General features: G+C 71.8%; 17 protein-coding genes and 1 tRNA gene. 9 read left to right on the plus strand and 9 right to left on the minus strand.

The window, feature by feature from the left end; genetic code table 11:
- Positions 1-88 precede the first annotated feature (88 nt).
- Together cysS and rlmB are read left to right on the plus strand one after the other, a co-directional pair.
- Complete coding sequence (gene cysS / locus RBH18_RS01150) at positions 89-1,504, plus strand: cysteine--tRNA ligase (RefSeq protein ID WP_306203914.1); 1,416 nt, start codon at positions 89-91, stop codon at positions 1,502-1,504.
- Complete coding sequence (gene rlmB, locus RBH18_RS01155; RefSeq protein ID WP_306203915.1) at positions 1,504-2,625, plus strand: 23S rRNA (guanosine(2251)-2'-O)-methyltransferase RlmB; 1,122 nt, start codon at positions 1,504-1,506, stop codon at positions 2,623-2,625. Before cysS ends, rlmB begins: the two co-directional genes overlap by 1 nt.
- 354 nt (positions 2,626-2,979) lie before the next feature.
- Here the strand turns inward: rlmB and RBH18_RS01160 are convergent, their stop codons facing one another.
- The gene (locus RBH18_RS01160) at positions 2,980-4,065 is read right to left on the minus strand and encodes an ABC transporter ATP-binding protein (protein WP_306203916.1); all 1,086 of its coding nucleotides are present in this window, start codon (positions 4,063-4,065) and stop codon (positions 2,980-2,982) included.
- Between the two features lie 179 nt (positions 4,066-4,244).
- Between RBH18_RS01160 and RBH18_RS01165 the strand changes: the two genes are divergently transcribed.
- Both RBH18_RS01165 and RBH18_RS01170 read left to right on the plus strand, forming a co-directional pair.
- A tRNA-Thr gene (locus tag RBH18_RS01165) sits at positions 4,245-4,321 on the plus strand.
- 27 nt (positions 4,322-4,348) lie between these two features.
- Entirely contained in the window at positions 4,349-4,804 is a 456-nt protein-coding gene (locus tag RBH18_RS01170) for a GNAT family N-acetyltransferase (RefSeq protein WP_306203917.1), read from the plus strand.
- Here RBH18_RS01170 and RBH18_RS01175 read toward each other — a convergent pair.
- Positions 4,794-5,270, minus strand: coding sequence for an MSMEG_6728 family protein (locus RBH18_RS01175; protein ID WP_306203918.1), 477 nt, complete (start codon positions 5,268-5,270; stop codon positions 4,794-4,796). The genes RBH18_RS01170 and RBH18_RS01175 overlap by 11 nt on opposite strands.
- A 10-nt stretch (positions 5,271-5,280) precedes the next feature.
- Entirely contained in the window at positions 5,281-5,562 is a 282-nt protein-coding gene (locus RBH18_RS01180) for a hypothetical protein (protein ID WP_306203919.1), read from the minus strand.
- A 64-nt stretch (positions 5,563-5,626) separates the two neighbouring features.
- Here RBH18_RS01180 and RBH18_RS01185 point away from each other — a divergent pair, with 64 nt between their 5' ends.
- The gene (locus RBH18_RS01185) at positions 5,627-7,360 is read left to right on the plus strand and encodes a potassium channel family protein (protein WP_306203920.1); all 1,734 of its coding nucleotides are present in this window, start codon (positions 5,627-5,629) and stop codon (positions 7,358-7,360) included.
- Here the strand turns inward: RBH18_RS01185 and RBH18_RS01190 are convergent.
- Complete coding sequence (locus tag RBH18_RS01190; protein ID WP_306203921.1) at positions 7,357-8,568, minus strand: DUF4032 domain-containing protein; 1,212 nt, start codon at positions 8,566-8,568, stop codon at positions 7,357-7,359. The genes RBH18_RS01185 and RBH18_RS01190 overlap by 4 nt on opposite strands.
- Positions 8,569-8,658: 90 nt before the next feature.
- Here RBH18_RS01190 and RBH18_RS01195 point away from each other — a divergent pair, with 90 nt between their 5' ends.
- Together RBH18_RS01195 and RBH18_RS01200 are read left to right on the plus strand one after the other, a co-directional pair.
- Complete coding sequence (locus RBH18_RS01195; RefSeq protein WP_306203922.1) at positions 8,659-10,065, plus strand: trypsin-like serine peptidase; 1,407 nt, start codon at positions 8,659-8,661, stop codon at positions 10,063-10,065.
- Positions 10,066-10,079: 14 nt separating this feature from the next.
- Positions 10,080-10,787: a phosphatase PAP2 family protein gene (locus RBH18_RS01200; protein WP_306203923.1), complete on the plus strand. Its 708-nt coding sequence runs from the start codon at positions 10,080-10,082 to the stop codon at positions 10,785-10,787.
- Here the strand turns inward: RBH18_RS01200 and nagA are convergent.
- Genes nagA through RBH18_RS01215 form a run of 3 tightly spaced genes read right to left on the minus strand, consistent with a single transcriptional unit; the run spans position 10,737 to position 13,696 of the window.
- Positions 10,737-11,828, minus strand: coding sequence for an N-acetylglucosamine-6-phosphate deacetylase (gene nagA / locus RBH18_RS01205; RefSeq protein WP_306203924.1), 1,092 nt, complete (start codon positions 11,826-11,828; stop codon positions 10,737-10,739). The two genes, RBH18_RS01200 and nagA, sit on opposite strands and share 51 nt — an antisense overlap.
- Positions 11,825-12,748 (minus strand): ROK family protein, encoded by a 924-nt coding sequence (locus RBH18_RS01210; protein ID WP_306203925.1) that lies wholly within the window; start codon positions 12,746-12,748, stop codon positions 11,825-11,827. The genes nagA and RBH18_RS01210 overlap by 4 nt, the downstream gene beginning before the upstream one ends.
- A gap of 45 nt (positions 12,749-12,793) precedes the next feature.
- The gene (locus tag RBH18_RS01215) at positions 12,794-13,696 is read right to left on the minus strand and encodes an SIS domain-containing protein (protein ID WP_306203926.1); all 903 of its coding nucleotides are present in this window, start codon (positions 13,694-13,696) and stop codon (positions 12,794-12,796) included.
- A 192-nt stretch (positions 13,697-13,888) separates the two neighbouring features.
- Between RBH18_RS01215 and RBH18_RS01220 the strand changes: the two genes are divergently transcribed.
- Together RBH18_RS01220 and RBH18_RS01225 are read left to right on the plus strand one after the other, a co-directional pair.
- A complete protein-coding gene (locus RBH18_RS01220) occupies positions 13,889-14,674 on the plus strand; it encodes a DeoR/GlpR family DNA-binding transcription regulator (RefSeq protein ID WP_306204031.1) in 786 nt (261 codons plus the stop codon).
- Between the two features lie 89 nt (positions 14,675-14,763).
- Complete coding sequence (locus tag RBH18_RS01225) at positions 14,764-15,114, plus strand: hypothetical protein (RefSeq protein WP_306203927.1); 351 nt, start codon at positions 14,764-14,766, stop codon at positions 15,112-15,114.
- 9 nt (positions 15,115-15,123) lie between these two features.
- On the opposite strand, the gene RBH18_RS01230 is transcribed toward RBH18_RS01225, so the two are convergent.
- Positions 15,124-15,948: an ABC transporter permease subunit gene (locus RBH18_RS01230; RefSeq protein WP_306203928.1), complete on the minus strand. Its 825-nt coding sequence runs from the start codon at positions 15,946-15,948 to the stop codon at positions 15,124-15,126.
- Entirely contained in the window at positions 15,945-18,602 is a 2,658-nt protein-coding gene (locus RBH18_RS01235) for an alpha/beta fold hydrolase (RefSeq protein ID WP_306203929.1), read from the minus strand. Before RBH18_RS01235 ends, RBH18_RS01230 begins: the two co-directional genes overlap by 4 nt.
- Positions 18,603-18,683: the final 81 nt, after the last annotated feature.

An 18,683-nucleotide genomic window follows, 5' to 3' on the forward strand; every position in this document is an offset into this window, starting at 1 on the left:
GGCCTGTGGACAAGTCTGTGGACAACCGCCTCACCCGGTCGTACGGGCGGGGCGGTTTTCCGCTTCCCGGGGTCGGTACCCTTGTACGGTGACCCTGAGGCTGCATGACACCGCGACCCGAACCGTCCGGGACTTCGTCCCGAAGACGCCCGGTCAGGTCGGTATCTACCTCTGTGGGCTCACCGTGCAGTCCGTGCCCCACATCGGCCACCTGCGCAGCTCGGTCAACTACGACGTGCTGCGCCGCTGGCTGACCCACACGGGCCACGAGGTGACCTTCGTCCGCAACGTCACCGACGTCGACGACAAGCTGCTGGTCAAGTCGCTCGAGCAGAAGCGGCCGTTCTGGGCCATCGCGTACGAGAACAAGCTCGCCCTCGACGCCGACTACCGGGCGCTCAACGTGCTGCCCCCGACCTACGAGCCGCTGGCGACCGGGCACGTCCCCGAGATGCACGAGCTGATCCAGGCGCTGATCGAGGGCAACCACGCCTATCCGGCCGCCGACGGCAGCGGCGACGTCTACTTCGACGTGCCCTCCTACCCGGAGTACGGCGCTCTGTCCGGTCAGGACCCGGCGGACATGCGCGCGCCCGAGGGCGGCGGGGAGAAGGACAAGCGCGACTTCCGCGACTTCGCCCTGTGGAAGGGGCTCAAGGCCACCGAGCCCGCGGAGGCCTCGTGGCCGTCGCCGTGGGGCCGCGGCCGCCCCGGCTGGCACATCGAGTGCTCCGCCATGTCCCGGCGCTACCTCGGCGACGAGTTCGACATCCACGGCGGCGGGCTCGACCTCACATTCCCGCACCACGAGAACGAGATCGCCCAGTCCCGCGCGTCCGGCCTGCCATTCGCCCGCTACTGGGTGCACAACGCGCTGCTCAACCTCGGCGAGGCCAAGATGAGCAAGTCGCTGGGCAACGTGATCGACATCGAGGCCGTCCGCGGGATGGGCATCCGCCCGGTGGAGCTGCGCTATTACCTGGGCGTGCCGCACTACCGCTCCCGGATCGACTATTCCGACGAGGCGCTGCGCGAGGCCGCCACGGCGTACAGGCGGATCGAGGGGTTCGTGCAGCGGGCCGTCGAGGTCGTCGGCTCCGGCCGGCCCAAGGACGTGCCGCCCGCCTTCGCGAACGCGCTCAACGACGACCTCAACACGTCGGCCGCGCTGGCCGTCGTGCACGACACGATCCGCGAGGGCAACACGGCGCTCGCGGCGAACGACGAGACGGGCGTGCGCGCCGCGCTGACCGCGGTGCGGGCCATGCTCGGCGTGCTCGGGCTCGACCCGCTGGACCCGGCCTGGGGCGCCGGCGAGCCCGGCGGCGACCTCAAGCCCGTCGTCGACTCCCTGGTCAAGCTCGCGCTCGAGCAGCGCGCGCAGGCCCGGGCACGCAAGGACTGGGCGGCCGCCGACTCGGTGCGCGACCAGCTCAAGAACGCGGGAGTGCAGGTGGAGGACACTCCGGCCGGGCCGCGCTGGACGGTAGGAGAGCAGAACTGATGCCGGGCAATTCACGCAACGCGAGCAAGCGCGTCACTTCGAAGAAGGGGGCCGTGGCGGGCTCCGGCGGCAAGAACCGCGCCGGGCTCAAGGGCCGGGGCAAGACCCTGCCCGCCGACGAGCGGCCCTGGCACAAGGGCTACTCCGGCACCGAGAAGCTCCCCGAGAAGACGGCCCGCAAGCAGGAGAAGGAGCGGCGCGCGGCGGCCGCCGAGGGGCGCGCCCCCAAGGTCGGCATCCCCGGCTCCAAGGACACCACCTGGGGCAAGGGCGGCGGCCGGGGCACGTCGGCCACCCGCACGGCCCAGCAGCGTGGCACCCGCATGTCGAGCCGGGGCCCGCGCGTGGCCCCCGGCCGCCGGTCAAACCCCACCAAGGAAGGCCCCGAGCTGCTGCTCGGCCGCAACCCGGTGGTGGAGGCGCTGCGCGCGTCGATCCCGTCCACCGCGCTCTACGTGGCGCAGGGCATCGACATCGACGACCGGGTCACCGAGATCGTCCGCACGGCCGGCGACCGCGGCATCCCGATCCTGGAGATCGGCCGCAACGAGCTCGACCGGATGACCGGCGGGGTGCTGCACCAGGGCGTCGGGCTGCAGGTGCCGCCGTTCGCGTACGAGAACTTCGACGACCTGGTGGCGGCGGCGCTCGAGCAGACCGCGCCGCTGCTGGTCGCCCTCGACGGCGTGACCGACCCGCGCAACCTGGGTGCCGTCATCCGGTCGGTGGCCGCGTTCGGGGCCCACGGCGTCTTCATGCCCGAGCGGCGCGCGGCCGGCATCACCGCCACCGCCTGGCGCACCAGCGCCGGTGCGGCCGCCCGCGTCCCGGTCTCCCAGGTCGTCAACCTGACCCGGGCCATCAAGACCGCGCAGCAGGCCGGCTTCACCGTCATCGGGCTCGACGCCGACGGCGAGACCGACCTCTACCAGCTGGAGGCCGCGGTCGGGCCGCTGCTCGTCGTGGTCGGCTCCGAGGGGCGCGGCCTGTCCCGCCTGGTCGGGGAGACGTGCGACCTGCGGGTGAGCATCCCGATGTCGTCGGATGTGGAGTCCCTCAACGCGTCGGTCGCCGCCGCGGTGACCCTCGCCGAGGTGACCCGCCGCCGCATCTACGGCTGACGCCCACAACGACGCCGCGGCGTCGCCTTCGCGGCTGATCCTCGCGGACCGGCCCGGCGGGTTACGTGTCCCGCCGGGCGGCCGTCGGCGTGGAGGGCAGCGGATGCTCCGGGTTGACCTGGAAAGTTCCCTCACGGTGGCGAAGCTGCGGCGGCCGGTGCGTCCGTGCTCGCCTGCGCCTCACCCGCGCAGGTGACGCCCGCTCGGGGCGCTCTCGGACGTCCGGTCCGGGACGTGTGCGTGGGACACCGCCCACCTGGCCTGCGCCGCCGAGGACTTCGTGATCCCGAGGTTCGCGCAACAGGAAACGGCGGCTCCCCTGGGAGGGGGAACCGCCGTTTCCGTCGTTCAGTGTCAGATGCGCTCGCCCGAGGCGGCGTTGAACACGTGCAGCGCGCCGGTCTGCGGCTTGATGTAGACCGTCTCGCCCATGTTCGGCATGCCGCGCCGGTCGGTGCGGACGACGAACCGCTCCGAGCCGCCGTCGAGGGCCGCGTGGCCGTAGACGTTGGCGTCCGAGCCGAGGTCCTCGACCAGGTCGACGACGATCGGCAGGCCGCCGTCGGAGGCACCGACCAGGTCGGTGGACTCGGGGCGGAAGCCGACGGTGACCTTGCCGGCGCCGGACTGGGCGGCCGTGGCCTGCTCGCGGGTCAGCGGCACGGTCAGCGGGCCGAAGGCGGCGCCCGCCTCGCTCAGCGGCACGGTCTTGAGGTTCATCGCGGGCGAGCCGATGAAGCCGGCGACGAAGACGTTGCCGGGGGTGTCGTAGAGCGCGCGCGGGGTGTCGCACTGCTGCAGCACACCGTCGAGCATGACCGCCACGCGGTGGCCCATCGTCATGGCCTCGACCTGGTCGTGGGTGACGTAGACCGTGGTGATGCCGAGCTTGGCCTGCAGGGTGGCGATCTGCGAGCGGGTCTGGACGCGGAGCTTGGCGTCGAGGTTCGACAGCGGCTCGTCCATGAGGAAGACCTGCGGCTCGCGGACGATCGCGCGGCCCATGGCGACGCGCTGACGCTGACCGCCGGAGAGCGCCTTCGGCTTGCGGCTGAGGTACTCGTCGAGCTGGAGCAGCGCGGCGGCCTCCTTGACCCGGCGGTCGATCTCCGACTTCGGGGTCTTGCGCAGCTTGAGCGCGAACGCCATGTTCTCGTACACCGACATGTGCGGGTAGAGCGCGTAGTTCTGGAAGACCATCGCGATGTCGCGCGACTTCGGGGGCAGGTTGGTGACGTCCTTGCCCTCGATGAGGATGCGGCCGCGGTCGACGTCCTCGAGGCCCGCGAGCATGCGCAGGCTGGTCGACTTGCCACAACCGGAGGGGCCGACCAGGACGAGGAACTCGCCGTCGCCGATCTCGAGGTTCAGCTCGTTGACGGCGGGGCGCTCGGCACCCGGGTAGATCCGGGTCGCCTTGTCATAGGAGACGGTAGCCATGCAGGCTCAACTTCCTTTCCACCGGCAGGAACGTGCCGGACGATCCGAGTGGAGGAATCACGTGTGGCGTACCACACGTAGGGCCACCGTAAGTCTTTTTTCACGTTCTGCCAAGGTCAAGTTTCCTGCGTGTGGCCGTTTGGCCTCGATCGACGCGCGGCCGGTAGTATGTGTGCCGCGCCCCTGTAGCTCAGTTGGCCAGAGCACCTGTCTTGTAAACAGGATGTCGTCGGTTCGATTCCGACCGGGGGCTCCATCAGTCCCGGGCCCTTAGGCTGGGGCCATGCGCATCGAGCGGATCTCGGACGCTGCAGCCGTGCACGCGGCGGCCGATCTCTTCGACAGCCCGCCGCTGCCGGACGCCACGAAAAAATTTCTTGCCCTGCCCGGCCACCACCTGCTGCTCGCCTATACCGGCGGTGAGGCCGGTGGCGAGGCCGGCGGTGAGGCCGGCGGCGGCGACCGGGCGGTCGGCATGATCACCGGCGTCGAGCTGACCCATCCCGACAAGGGCACCGAGATGTTCGTCTACGAGCTGGGCGTCGTCGCGGACGCACGGCGCCGCGGGGTCGGGTCGGCCCTGGTCGCGGCGCTCGCGGAGCTGGCCCGCGAGCGCGGCTGCTACGGCATGTGGGTGAGCACCGAGCGGGACAACGTGGCGGCCCACCGGACGTACAGGAGGGCCGGCGCCGACGAGGAGGAGCCGTTCCTGATGCTCTCCTGGGACGTCACCCGGTGATCCGCACCCGGTCCGACGGCGGCCACACGTACGGGAGATCGTTCGGAATCGTGCCGAAGAGCGGCCCGTAGAAGTCGGGGTCCTTGCGCACCAGCGCCGAGCGGTGACTCAGGTGCAGCGCCTCGTCACCGAGCCACGGCGGCAGCTCGCCCGCCGCAGCGAGGTCCTCCTGCGAGCGGATCTCCGTCAGTCCGCGAGCCGCGGCGACGTCGCTGAGCAGGGTCGCCGCCGTGGTGTCGGCGCGGCCCGTGGCGACCCAGACCCCGGCGAAGTCCAGGCCGTAGCGGACCAGGGCCTCCTCGTAGCCGATCCACATCTTCACGGCCGGGTGGTGCCGCCACCCGTACGTGGGGACGGTCAACCCCCGCAGCACCTGCACCGTCTCGACGCGCTGCTTGCCGAGCCGCTTCTGGTCCAGGGCCTGGGCGCTGGCGACGAAGTCCGGGTACGGGAGGAAGGTCTGCATGACTCAATGATCAGCGGAAGTCGTCGTCCTCACCCGCCACCGGACGCATCCCGCCGCGGAACGGCCGCTCGGACGGCACAGCGCTCGGCGTGGCCGCCGGGGAGCCGAGGTTGCCGAGCACCTGGTTGAAGACGGGCAGCTCGGGCACCAGCGGGCCGTCGCCTTCGCCGGACTGCAGCGGCGTCACCACGTCGGCGTCCGGCAGCTGCGGCCGGTCGTCCGCCTGCGCGGGTGCCATGCCGAACAGCAGGAACGCGCCGAGCACCGCGGAACCGTACAACCACTTGCGCATGGTGTCTCCCAGGGTCGAAGGGTTTACGCAGGGCCAACGAATCTCGGGTGACTACGATGCGGCAATGGCCGTCGATCCCGCGCACGCAGCGAACCGGCGGTCGCTGGTCACGCGTCTGCGCCAGCAGCTGCCCCGCCCCGACGACACGCGCCCGCACTTCGTGGTGTGCGGGGCGGATCCGCTGGTGTTCACCGTCGCGGAGGAGCTGGCCAACGCCGGTCACCGGGTCCGGCTCACCGTGATCGTGCCGCCCGAGCTGCGGCCGGACGTGCCGGATCTCACCGCGCTGCGGGGCGTCCGCGTCATCCGCTCCGAGCGCCTCGACGAGCGCGCCTTCCGGGCGGCGGGCCTTGCCGGCGCCACGGCCCTGGCCCTCGTCATGCCGGACGACGTGGTCAACCTGCACGCCGCGCTGTGCGCCCAGGCGGTCGAGCCGGACCTGCGGCTGGTCATCCGGATGTTCAACTCGGGGCTGGGCTACGGCGTGCGCCGCCTCTTCGCCGACTGTGCGGTGCTGTCGGACGCCGCGATGGCCGCCCCGGCGTTCGTCGCGGCGTCGCTGGGCGAGGAGGTGCCCACCCACGTACGCCTGCCGGGCCGCACTGTCCACGTCGCCCAGCGCGCGGACGTTCCCGCGGATCGCGTGATCTGCACGCTGAGCACGTCGGGTGACGTGGTGCCCCCGGAGCCGGACGCCCCGCTGCCGGACGACCTGGTGCTGGCCGAGGCGAGCGGCCCGGCCCCGGAGCCGCGCCGGCGCCGGCGACGTCCGATGACCGTCTTCGCCCGGGCCCTGCGCGCCGCGCTCAACCGCAAGCTGGGCATGGCGGTGCTGGTCACGCTCGGCATCCTGGCCGTCTCCGGCACCGTGCTGGCGCAGAACGACCACATCCACGGCTTCTGGAAGTCCCTGTACGTGACCCTGGCCACCGCCATCGGCTCGGCCGACGTGGAGGAGGACCGCGGCGCGATCGCCCAGGCGGCGCAGCTGGTGCTCACGATCTCCGGCCTGGCCCTGTTGCCCCTGATCACGGCCGCCGTCGTCGAGGGCATGGTCAGCGCCCGGCTGGCCCTGGCCGGCGGCCGCGCGACCCTGCGCCGCGACGATCACGTCGTGGTGGTGGGCCTCGGCAACGTCGGCACGCGGGTGCTCCGCCAGCTCGTCGACCTGGGCATCGATGTGGTCGCGATCGACCGCAGCGCCGGGGCGCGCGGGGTCAAGACCGCCCAGCAGCTCGGCGTGCCGCTGATCATCGGCGACGCCGCGGCCGAGGAGACGCTGCGGCAGGCCTCCGTGGACACCAGCCGCGCCCTGGTCGTGGTGTCCACCGACGACGTCACCAACCTGCAGGCGGCTCTGAACGCCCGGGCCGCCCGGCCGGACCTGCGGGTGGTGCTGCGGCTCTTCGACGACGACTTCGCGAAGCGGGTGGAGACGGCCTTCGGCATCGGCATCTCCCGCAGCGTGTCCCGGCTGGTCGCGCCATCCTTCGCGGCGGCGATGCTGGAACGCGACGTGATCGCGACGATCCCGGTCGACCGGCACGCGGTGCTCATCGCCAACGTCAGGATCGCCGACCACTCGCCCCTGGACGGCGCGACGCTGGGCGAGGCGGAGCTGCCGCCGGCCGTCCGGGTGATCGGCCTGGCTGCCGCCGGGCAGGAGTGGGTCGACTACGCCCCCGACCCGCGCCGCGTCCTCGTCCCCGGCGACCGCGTCATGATCGTCGCCCGCCGCGCCGGCCTGCGCGCCCTCGCCGAGCAGGCCAGCCCGCCCGCGCTCGAAGAGGCCTTCTAGGGGAGCGCCCCGACCTCGACACCCAGGACGGCCTGCTCGTCGGGCTTGTGGACGAGCACGTCGGTCAGATAGGACTGCACCGCCGGGCCCATGCCCACGTCGCGGCCCGCCCGCTCGGAGAGCAGCCACTTGTGCTGGATGATCTGCGAGAAGATCTCCTGCGGCTCGAGCTTGCGGCGCATCGCGGCCGGCACCGCCCGCACCACCGGCTCGAAGACCTCGGTCAGCCAGCGGTGCGCGGCCTGCTGCTCGTCGGTGAGATCGCTCTCCGCCCTGTACGTGTCCAGGTCGTTGAGCAGCTGCCGAGCCTGGTTCTCCTCCGCGTCGAGGCCGGTCAGGCGGAGCAGCCGGCGGGTGTGGTAGCCCGCGTCGACGACCTTCGGCCGCACCCGGTAGCCGCCGTCGACCGTGGACATGTCGACCTCGGCCACGTCGAAGCCGAGCTCGTTGAGCCGGCGGATCCGGCCCTCGATGTCGTGGCGGGCGTCGCGGCGGCCGATCTCCTGCTCGTAGGTGACCTCGTGCCACAGCCGCTCGTAACGCGCGACGATGTCGTCGACCACGGCCTCCGGGTCGATCGACTCGTGCAGCAGCTCGGCGGCCTCGAGGTCGAGGCACTCGCCGAAGATGTTGAGCCGCAGGATCTCGATGTCCTCGCTGCGCTGGCCCTCCGACAGCTTCGGGTAGAGGTTGCCCGTCTCCGCGTCGACCAGGTAGGCCGCGAAGGCTCCCGCGTCGCGCCGGAACAGCGTGTTGGACAGCGAGCAGTCGCCCCACGAGAAGCCGGTGAGGTGCATCCGGACGATCAGCGCCGCCAGCGCGTCGAGCAGCCTGTTCATCGTCTCGGGGCGCAGCACGTGCGAGAAGAGCGCGCGGTAGGGCAGGGAGAACTGGAGGTGCCGGGTGATCAGCACGCTCTCCAGCGGCTCGCCCTGCTCGTCGGTGCGGTCGGTGACGATGCCCACCGCCTCGACGGCCGGGAAGTCGATGCGCTCCAGGGCACGCAGCAGGTCGTACTCCTTCTCCGCGATCTTCTCCCGGGTCTCCTTGAGCGCGTAGACCGTGTCGTTGAGCTTGACGAACCGGACGATGTGCCGCGAGATGCCCTGCGGGAGCGCGACCAGGTGATCGGCGGGCCACTCCTCGAGCGGCACGCTCCACGGCAGGTCCAGCAGCGCCGGGTCGATGAGGGCGGACGTGATTCGCACGTTGCCAGTGTGCCTCGCCGCCACGGCGCGTCGCTGTCGTACGTGGCTCGTTACACAGCAGGAAATGGCGACCGAGGGACGGGAGTGAGAGTGCGACGCTCGGTAGGCATCGTCGCCGGGGCATGCACCGCCCTGGCACTGGCCGGGACGGCTGGTGCGGTGGCGTGGAACAAGTCCGGCACCGAGGGCCGGGCGGTCGGCTCGTGGCACGACGCGGCTGAGCGTGTCCCTGTGTCCGCTGATCAGCGCGCGATGGCAGGGGCTGCGAGCAGCGCGCCCAGCGCGTCCGCCTCCCCGTCGGCCACCGGAAGCTCGACGCCCGCAGGCAGCGCTGCCCGGCAGGCGGAGCGCGGCACTGTCGAGGAGAAGTTCGAGCCGCGCGAGCGAGTGCACGAGAGCGGCAAGGAGGAGGACGGCAAGCAGCGGGTCGGCGAGCTGCTCGACGTCGAGAAGCTCCTGGGCTACGGCAAGCCGCAGCGCGAGGTCTTCCACTACCCGAAGGCTTCCTACGTCAAGCTGCACTTCGACCGCATGGCCATGCTCCCCGGCGACTACGTGACCGTCTCCGACCCCGAGGGCGAGGAGTCCTACCGGTACGAGGCGCCGAAGCTGCTGGACCGCACGGCGCCCGTCGACAAGTGGGCGATGTCGGTCACCGGGGACACCGCCGTGCTGGAGGTCCACCGCGGCGGCGGCTCGCTGGTCAGCTCGCTGCTCGGCAAGCTGGGCGTCCGGGTCGACAAGGTAGCGAAGGGCTACTCCCGCGCGGAGCAGGCCAAGGTGCCCGTCGACGAGATGGCCGCCCCGAACCGTACGGGCCGGGAGGAATCGGTCTGCGGCAGCGACGAGAGCTCCGACGCGGTCTGCTACAAGTCGGCCGACCCGGTGGCGTACACGCGGTCCAAGGCGATCGCCCGGCTGCTGATCAACGGCACCGAGCTGTGCACGGGCTGGCGCGTCGGCTCCAAGAACAGGATGCTGACCAACAACCACTGCTTCGCGAGCTCGGCGGACGCGTACGAGACCGAGGTCTGGTTCAACTACCAGTGCGCCAAGTGCGGCGGCTACGAGGTCTTCAACCCCACGAAGGTCTGGGGTGACGAGGTGCTGGCCACCAACCACACGTACGACTACACGCTCTTCACGGTCGGCAACTTCGACAAGATCAAGAAGTTCGGCTCGCTGTCGCTGGACACCGGGCGGCCGGCGAAGGGCCAGGAGCTCTACGTGCCGCAGCACCCGGCCGGCGAGCCGACGCGCATCGCGGGCCGCCTGGGGGAGAAGGCCGGCACCTGCGCGGTGGTCGACAACGCCTTCGACGGGTACGCCCAGGACACCGACGTCTCGTACTACTGCGACACCGAGGGCGGCTCCAGCGGCAGTCCCGTGCTGTCGCGCAAGTCGGACAAGGTCGTGGCCCTGCACCACTTCGGCGGCTGCCCCAACTCCGGTGTGCGTGCCGATCTGCTGCACGAGAAGTTGAAGTCGTACCTCTGAGCTAGCTTGAGGGCATGCCGACTGCCATCGAACCCCGCACAGACCAGCGCGTACGCCGCCAGTGGTGGCCCGACGCGCTGGCGCTGGCGGGGTTCGTGGCGTTGACCGTCGCGCTGGCGAACGGGCACCTGCTGGCCCTGGACGAGGCCGTCGCCGACTGGGTGGACGGTCACCGTCCGGCCCCGCTCTACTGGACCCTGCGCGTGTTCAACTACCTCGGCCAGGGCGGGCAGGTGCTGATGCCGGTCGCCCTGCTGCTGACCGCGCTGGCGTGGTGGCGGCTGCGGTCGTGGCGCGTCGCCGTCCCGTTCGCGGCGGGGTTCGTGATCACGTACGTCACGATCGGCCCGCTGAAGATCTGGCTCGACCGGGCCGCGCCGCACTTCGCCGGCCCCGACCGGGAGATCCTGTTCAATCCCTTCGCCGACGGCGAGAAGGCGATGAGCTATCCCAGCGGGCACGTGGCGAACGCGATCGTCTGGTACTTCGTGATCGCCCTGCTGCTGGGTGTCGTGCTGCGGACGCCGCTGTCGCCCCGGGCCACCGTGCTGCTGCGTGTGGTGCCGCCCGCGATCGTGTTCGTGACGACGACCTACCTGGCGTTCCACTGGATCACGGACTCGGTGGCCGGGCTGCTGCTCGGCCTCGTGCTGGGGCGGGTGCTGGCGCGCCTACCCCTGCTCGAGCCAGGCTCCCGCCCGCATCACGCGCTTGACCTGTAGGTCCTCGGAGAGGACGACCAGGTCGGCGCGCAGGCCGGCCTCCAGGGCGCCCACCTGGTCGGCGAGGCCGAGCGCGCGGGCCGGGGTGGTCGAGGCCATCGCGGCGGCCGTGGGCAGGTCGAAGCCCGCACCGACCGCCTGCCGGAAGGCCGCGTCCATGGTCAGCGTGCTGCCGGCGATCGAGCCGTTGCGGGTCAGCCGCGCCACCCGGTCCGCGACCGTCACCGCCTGCCCGCCCAGCTCGTAGTCGCCGTCCGGCATGCCCGCCGCGTCCATCGCGTCGGTGATCAGCGCCGCCCGGTCCGGGCCGGTGGCGTGGCCCGCGAAGCGCAGCGTGCCGTCGTGCAGGTGGATGCCGTCGGCCACGAGCTCGCAGACGATGCCGGGGGAGTCGAGCAGGGCAACGACCGGGCCGGGCTCCCGGTGGTGCATCGGGGGCATGCCGTTGAAGACGTGGGTGCCGACGGTCGCGCCCGCTGCCACCCCGGCCAGGACCTGCTCGTACGTGGCATCGGTGTGCCCGATCGCCGCGACGACGCCGTTGTCCACGAGCCACTTGATCGCGTCGAGGGCTCCGGGCAGCTCCGGCGCGATGGTGACCATGCGAACGTTTCCGAGAAGCCGGGACAGCTCCTCGATGCTCGGGTCCCGGAGGAAGCCGGGGTTCTGGGCGCCGCAGCGGGCACTGCTCAGATAAGGCCCCTCGAAGTGGATCCCGGCGATCTGCCCGCTCTCCACGAGCGGTGCATAGGCTGTGACCGCATCGCGCATCAGCTCGAACGGGCTGCTGACCAGGCTCGCCAGCATGGTCGTCGTGCCGTGGGCCAGATGGAAGGCGGCCGCCTTCCCGGCGTCCTCGGCGTCCCCCCTGGTGAACGTGTGTCCACCGCCGCCGTGGCAGTGCAGGTCCACGAAGCCGGGCACGACGATATCCGAGATGTCGGGTTCGCTCGCGGCGACGTCGAGGATTGTCGGCCCGTCGACCTCGACGAAACCGGGGATCACCGCGCCCGGCCGGACGATCCGTCCATGCACCTTCATCGTTCCTCCAGGTGGTCGAGGGCCAGCTGAGCGGCACCGATGCAGCCTGCATTGTCGCCCAGGGCCGCGCGGACGAGCTGCGGCATCCGATGGAAGGTGACCCGCGCGTCGAGCGCCGTGCGCAGCGGGCCGAGCAGGGCCTCACCGGCCTCCGCGAGCCCGCCGCCGATGACGATGGCCCCGGCGTCGTAGAGGGCCTGCGCGGTGAGCAACCCGTCGGCGAAGGCTTCGACGGCCTCGTCCCAGACCTGGTTGGCGAGCTGCTCGCCCGCTGCCGCCCGGGTCGCCACGTCCTGCGCGGTCACGCCGGCCTCGCCGGAGAGGGCCACATAGCGCCGGCCGATCGCGCTGGCCGAGCAGATCGACTCCAGGCAGCCGTTGCTCCCGCAGCCGCACGCCGGGCCGCCCGGCCGGACGACGATGTGCCCGAGCTCGCCGGCCGCGCCGTGCGCCCCCGCGAACGCCTTCCCGTCGATCACGTGCGCCGCCGCGATGCCGGTGCCGACGGCGACGAAGAGCACGTGCCCCTCGCCCCGCCCCGCGCCCAGCCGGGCCTCGGCAACCCCGCCCGCGCGCACGTCGTGGCCCAGCGCCGTCGGCAGCTGCACCCTTTCCTCGGCCAGCTGCCGCATCGGTACGTCCCGGAAGCCCACGTTGCTCGACCACACCGCGACGCCGTTGTCCTCGTCGATCACGCCCGGCACGGCCATGCCCACGGCCACCGGGGTGAGGCCCTCGGCGCGCGCCCGGGCCGCCAGGCTCGCCGCGATCTCGAGGATGTTCTCCGTGACCGCCGCGGGCCCGCGCTGGGCGAGCGTGGGGTGCCGCTCGGCGTGGCGGACCGTGCCGTCCGTACTGACCAGGCCGCACTTCATGCCGGTGCCGCCGACGTCCAGCGCCACCACAACGTCGTTGCTCACGGATTTACCTCTCGCGACGCAAAACTGGATCGACGCCGCGTTGCGTCATGACAGCACTACTGATCGGGTGACCCCGCGCGGGTGGTCGGGGTCTATGCCCTGGCTCGTGGCGAAGAGCACCGCGACGCGCTGCGCCACCACCAGGTCGGCCATCGGGTCGAAGGTCTCCCGGTCGGCCGCGCCCCAGTAGCTCTTGCTGTGCACGAAGGTGGCGCCGGTCTCCTCGACCTCCTCGGGCAGCCCGGCCGGCACGTCGCCAAAGGCCCACACCACGCGGCCGGGCTGCGCGATCGCGATCGGCCCGTGCCGGTACTCGAACGCCGGGTACGCCTCCGCCCACCAGCCGGCGGCCTCCCGGCACTTCAGCGCCGCGTCCTCCGCCAGCCCGACGGTCCAGCCCCGGCCCAGGAAGGTGATCTGCTTGGCGAGCGACGGGTGCACCGGCAGCGGCAGCCGCACGGCCACCTCGCCGTCCGCCGCGAGCGCCTCGATGTCGTGGCCCAGGTGCGCCCGGAACATCGCCAGCGTGCTCGTGGCGAACCGGGTCTGCACGACCGACAGCTCGTCGGCGAAGTCGAGCAGAATCCGCTCGTCGGCCAGCGGCACCACCGGCGTCTCCGGGTCGGCGGTCACCACCGTCGTCGGGGTGTTGCCCTGCAGCTGCTTGAGCAGCTCGACGGCCTCCGTCGTGGTGCCGGAGCGGCTGACGACGACGACCCGGTCGTAACGGCGGCCCAGCGGGAACTCGGAGGCCTGGAACGCGTCGGTCTCGCCGTGGCCCTCCCGCTCGCGCAGCGCCGCATAGGTCTGCGCGACGAACCAGGACGTGCCGCAGCCGGCGACGGCGACCCGCTCGCCGGGCTCGGGCAGCCCGGGGGCGCCGGCCAGCTCGGCCGCCTGCCGCCAGCACTCCGGCTGGCTGGCGATCTCCACCTTGACGTGGCTCATACTGCTCCTCATCAGGTGCTGCGGCTGCGCGGTTACGCTCGGTTCGCCGGTCTTTCGAGCGCCATTCTGCGCGGTTCCGGGGCGGCGACGCAACCTCCCGCGCGGCTTCGCGCAGGTAACCTCTTTGCTACGCGCCGTTTCGCGCACTAATGTGCACTCTCTTGACGGGTTTCGAGCATGGGAGATCATCCGGTGGACCGGTACGCGCGCTGGAACGCCCTCCTGGAGCTCCTGGCGGAGAGCGGCCGCGTCACCGTCGAGGACGCCGCCGACCGCCTCGACGTCTCCCAGGCCACCATCCGCCGCGACTTCGACCAGCTCGCCCAGCAGCAGATGATCACCCGCACCCGCGGCGGCGCGGTGGCCAACGGCGTCTCCTACGACCTGCCGCTGCGCTACAAGAGCGCCAAGCACTCGGCGGAGAAGCAGCGCATCGGCGAGGCGGCCGCCACCCTGGTCCAGCCCGGCACCGTGGTCGGCCTCAACGGCGGCACCACCATGACCGAGGTCGCCCGCGCCCTGGCCGTCCGCCCCGACCTCAACACCAGCGGCGAGGGCGCCCAGCTCACGGTCGTCACCAACGCCCTCAACATCGCCAACGAGCTGCTCGTCCGCTCCCGCATGAAAATCGTGGTGGCCGGCGGCGTCGTCCGCCCCCAATCCTTCGAACTGGTCGGCCCCCTGGGCGGCGCCCTCCTCAAGGAGGTCACCCTCGACATCGTCCTGCTCGGCGTCGACGCCCTCGACGTCGACCTGGGCGCCGCCGCCCACCACGAGGGCGAGGCCGCCATGAACAGCCTGATGGTCGCCCGGGCCAAGCGCGTCGTGGTGATCGCCGACAGCTCCAAGCTGGGCGGCCACGCCTTCGCCCGCATCTGCCCCATCACCAAGGTCGAAACCCTCGTCACCGACAGCGGCGCCCCCGACGCCCTGGTCGCCACCTTCCGCGAAGCCGGCGTCGACGTCATCCGCGCCTGACGCCGTCGCGCTCGGACCGGGTGCGCCCGGAGCTTCCCTTCGAGCTCGATCTTGCCTTGGCCGCGTCCCGGCCGTTGACTCTGCGCAGGATGCCCGCCGTCCGCTTCCGCCACGACCACTTCGCCATCTTGCAGGCTGCCGCGCAGGAGTTGCGCGAACGGATTGCGGAGGAAGCGGTCTTTGTGACCGGCAGTGTCGTGCGACTGCATCGTGAGGCAGCTGAGCACGGTGAGATCAGCGTTGCCGGCACGGTGGAAGGCGATGATCGGTTGTACCGGGTATGGATGACCCTTCCGGAGGCCGACTACGTCCAAGCGACGCGTGCCCACGAGCAGATGCTCAGCGTCGCGGTTCGTGGCGACCTGGTGCGCCGGGGGACCAGGCTGTTGCTGCGCAATCCAAGTGGATTCACAGTGCTTCCGGAAAGTGCTGACGAGTGACGGCCCGAGTCAGGAAGTCACGTCCTTGCGGGTGAAGCGGTAGAACGCCAGCCCCCAGAACAGGGCCGCGTAGCAGACGGCCGACAGGGCCCCCTTCACCATGTCGTCGGTCTGGGCGGGGGTGGACAACAGACCCAGCCAGGCGTCGCTGTAGTGGGTGGGGAGGAAATTGCGGATCACGCCGAGGGCTTCGATCTGGTCGAGGATGCTCGACAGGATCCACAGGAGGACCGCGCCGCCGACGGCTCCCAGGGCGGCGTCGGTGGCGACGGAGAGCAGAAAGGCCAGGCCCGCGACGCCCAGCAGGATCACCGCCAGGTACGCCAGGATGCCCAGCAGCCGGACCAGCCCGTCCCCGGCGGGGATGGTGGCGGCGACCGTGCTGCCCAGCGGGTGCCAGCCGTAGCGGAGGGTGCCGGCGAGCAGTGCCGTTCCGGCCAGGGTGAGCAGGGCCGTGAGGGAGTAGCCCAGGGCGACCAGGAGCTTGACCGCGAGCAGGCGGGCCCGGGGCACCGGGATCGCCAGCAGGTAGCGGAGGCTGCCCCAGCTCGCCTCCGAGGCCACCGTGTCGCCGAAGAAGAGGGCGACCACGACGATGAGCAGGAAGTTCGACGAGACCAGCAGCGTGAACAGCGTGAAGTTGAGTCCGCCCGAGGTGGCCAGGTCGACCAGGGAGGAGAAGGCGCCGCCGCCGTTGTCGTCGTCGTCCCCGCCGCCGAACTCGAAGGCGACCAGGACGATCAGGGGCAGCAGGACCATGAAGCCCAGGGCCAGCTGGGTACGCCGCCGCGACGCCTGCCTGCGGACCTCGGCTGTGAGGGGGAGCGTGCTCATCGGTCACCACTTCCGCGGGAGTTGTCGCCGACCAGGGCGAGGAAGGCGTCCTCGAGGCGGCGGCGCGGCACCACCCGGTCGACGCCGACGCCGGCGCGGACCAGGGAAGCCACCACCTCCTCGCGGGGAGTGCCGTTGGTGTCCACGATCAGGGAGGCGCCCTCGGGCTTGGCGTCCAGGGAAAGGCCGGTCAGGACCGCCGTGGCGGCGGCGACGTCGGAGACGCCGATCTGGATGGACGGGGAGTCGCCGACGATGTCCTCGACCGGGCCGGACGCGACGATGCGGCCCTTGTTGACCACGACGGCGTGGGTGCAGGTCTGTTCCACCTCGGCGAGGAGGTGGCTGGAGACCAGGACCGCGCGGCCGTCGGTGGCGTAGCGGCGCAGGACGCGGCGCATCTCGGCGATCTGCGGCGGGTCGAGGCCGTCCGTCGGCTCGTCGAGGACCAGCAGCTCGGGCAGGCCGAGCATGGCCTGGGCGATGGCGAGGCGCTGGCGCATGCCGTGGCTGTACGACTTGGTCCGCCGGTGCACCGAGTTGCCGAGCCCGGCGATCTCCAGCGCCTCCTCGAAGCGGGCCTCCTCGACCGGCCGGCCGGTGGCCCGCCAGTACGCGACCAGGTTCTCGTGGCCGGTGAGGTGCGGCAGGAATCCGGGGCCCTCGACCAGCGCCCCGACCCGGCGCAGCACCGGCGCCCCGGGCACCAGCCGTTCGCCGAAGACCAGGGCGTCGCCGGCCGTCGGCATGGTCAGGCCCATGAGCACCCGCAGCGTGGTCGTCTTGCCGGCGCCGTTGGGTCCGAGCAGCCCGACGACCTGCCCGCGCTCGACCCGGAAGTCCACCTGCTCCACGGCGACGAACCCGTCGTTGTACGCCTTCCGCAGCCCTCGCACCACGAGGGGCGTATCCGAGAAATCGGGAACGGGGGTCGCGGGTCGCCGCCGGGAGAACATCACGACCGCGGCGACAGCCACGGCGATGGCCACGATCACTCCGAGCAGGATCCACCGCCACACCACCTGCGGGTTCGCGATGGGTGTCCCGGCCAGCGTCGGCAGCGAAACCGCGCCCGACACGGCAACGGTGTAGTCCGCGGGCGCGGCGGGGGTCAGGAACGCCTGGTCGGACGTCGCGACCACCACCCGTACCTGATGGCCCTTGTCGATCTGGCGCACGATCGCCGGCAGCGTGACCGTCACCGGCTCGGCCTGGGCCAGAGCCTTCGGCAGGCCGGTGAGCCGGAGCGGCGCGACCAGGCCCCCGCTCAGCGTGGCCGTCCCGTCGGCGCCCACGTCGTAGAGCTTGACGAAGACCGTCGCCGTCCCGCTCTCCGACGCCACCCGGATCGGGACCGTCGGCGCCCCGGCCGCCTCGATCGCCTCGGTCACCGGCGCGGACTCGAAGGTGGCGTGCTGGCCCGGCAGGTCGCCCGCGACGCCGCCGAGCAGCGAGCTGAGCTGGCCGCCGACCCCCGGCAGCGAGGAGATCGCGCCGGGGTTGCCGTTGGGCGGGCTCGCGATCCGCTGCTCGGCCCCGGCGACCGCGACCTGCGTCCGCCCGCCGCCCCCGAGCCCCGGGTACGCCTCGTCCGAGTATCCGTTCGTCACGAGCCCCCGGTCGAGCGCGCTGAACCCGGCCACGCGGGAGTAGGTGAAGCTCGTCGCCGGCGCCGCGCCCGAGCCCTTCACGTAATGGTCGAGCCACTGGACGGTGAGGGCCTCGGTGCGGTCCTGATCCGTCTGCGGCCCGAGACCGCCGTCGTGCCCGCCGGTGAACCACGCGACCCGCACCGGCGTGCCCGTGGCGGCGATCCCGCGCGCGTTGGCATCCGCCTCGGACAGCGGGAACAGCGTGTCGACGGCGCCCTGGATCAGCAGCGTCGGCGCCTTGATCCGGTCCAGCACGCCGGCCGGGCTCGACCTGGCCAGCAGCTCGGAGATCGCCTTGTCCGGCGTCCCGGTCGTGGCCATCTGCAGATAGGCGGCACAGACGTCCGCCGCGAAGCGCCCGCATGCCGGGTTGTCCCCCGCGGACGAGCCGAAGAAAAGGCCCGCCCAGGCCTTCTTGAAGACGCCGCCGGGAAAGAAGGAGGTCTCCAGGCTGTTCCACGTGATCGACGGTGCGATCGCGTCGACCCGGCTGTCCTGCCCGGCCAGCAGCAGCGCCAGCGCCCCGCCGTAGGAGCCGCCCACCACGCCCACCCGCGGGTCGCCGGCCCGGTCGGTGCGGACCTCGGGCCGCGTGGCGAGCCAGTCGAGCAGCCGTTGCGCGTCCTTCACCTCGTAGTCCGGGCTGTCCAGGTGGATCTCGCCGCCGCTGCGCCCGAAACCGCGCGCGGTCCACGTGAGCACGGCATAGCCTCGGTCGGCGAGCTTTTCGGCGGTGTCGGCGACCGAGTTCTTCGTACCCCCGAAGCCGTGGGCGAGCAGGACGGCCGGGACCTTCCCGTCGCGGTCCTTGGGCAGGTAGAAGCGGGTGTCCAGGGTGACCGGCTCGGTGCCGGAGGGGCCGGACTGCACGGTGACCTGGGCGTCCGACGCGGTCCACGAGTGCCGGTCGGGCAGCGCGGCCCAGGTCACCAGGGCGGCGACGAGCACGAGGACCGCAGCACCCGCCAGGATGCGGCGCCGCGTCAGGCGGGGCAGAGACATGTGATCACGCTATAGCGGTGCCACTGAGTGATCGCTGTGAAGTGGCGCGCGGCGCTAGCGTGTCCCCTGTAAGAAACATCG

The organism is Actinoplanes oryzae (assembly GCF_030757795.1).
In the GTDB taxonomy this organism is placed as follows: domain Bacteria; phylum Actinomycetota; class Actinomycetes; order Mycobacteriales; family Micromonosporaceae; genus Actinoplanes.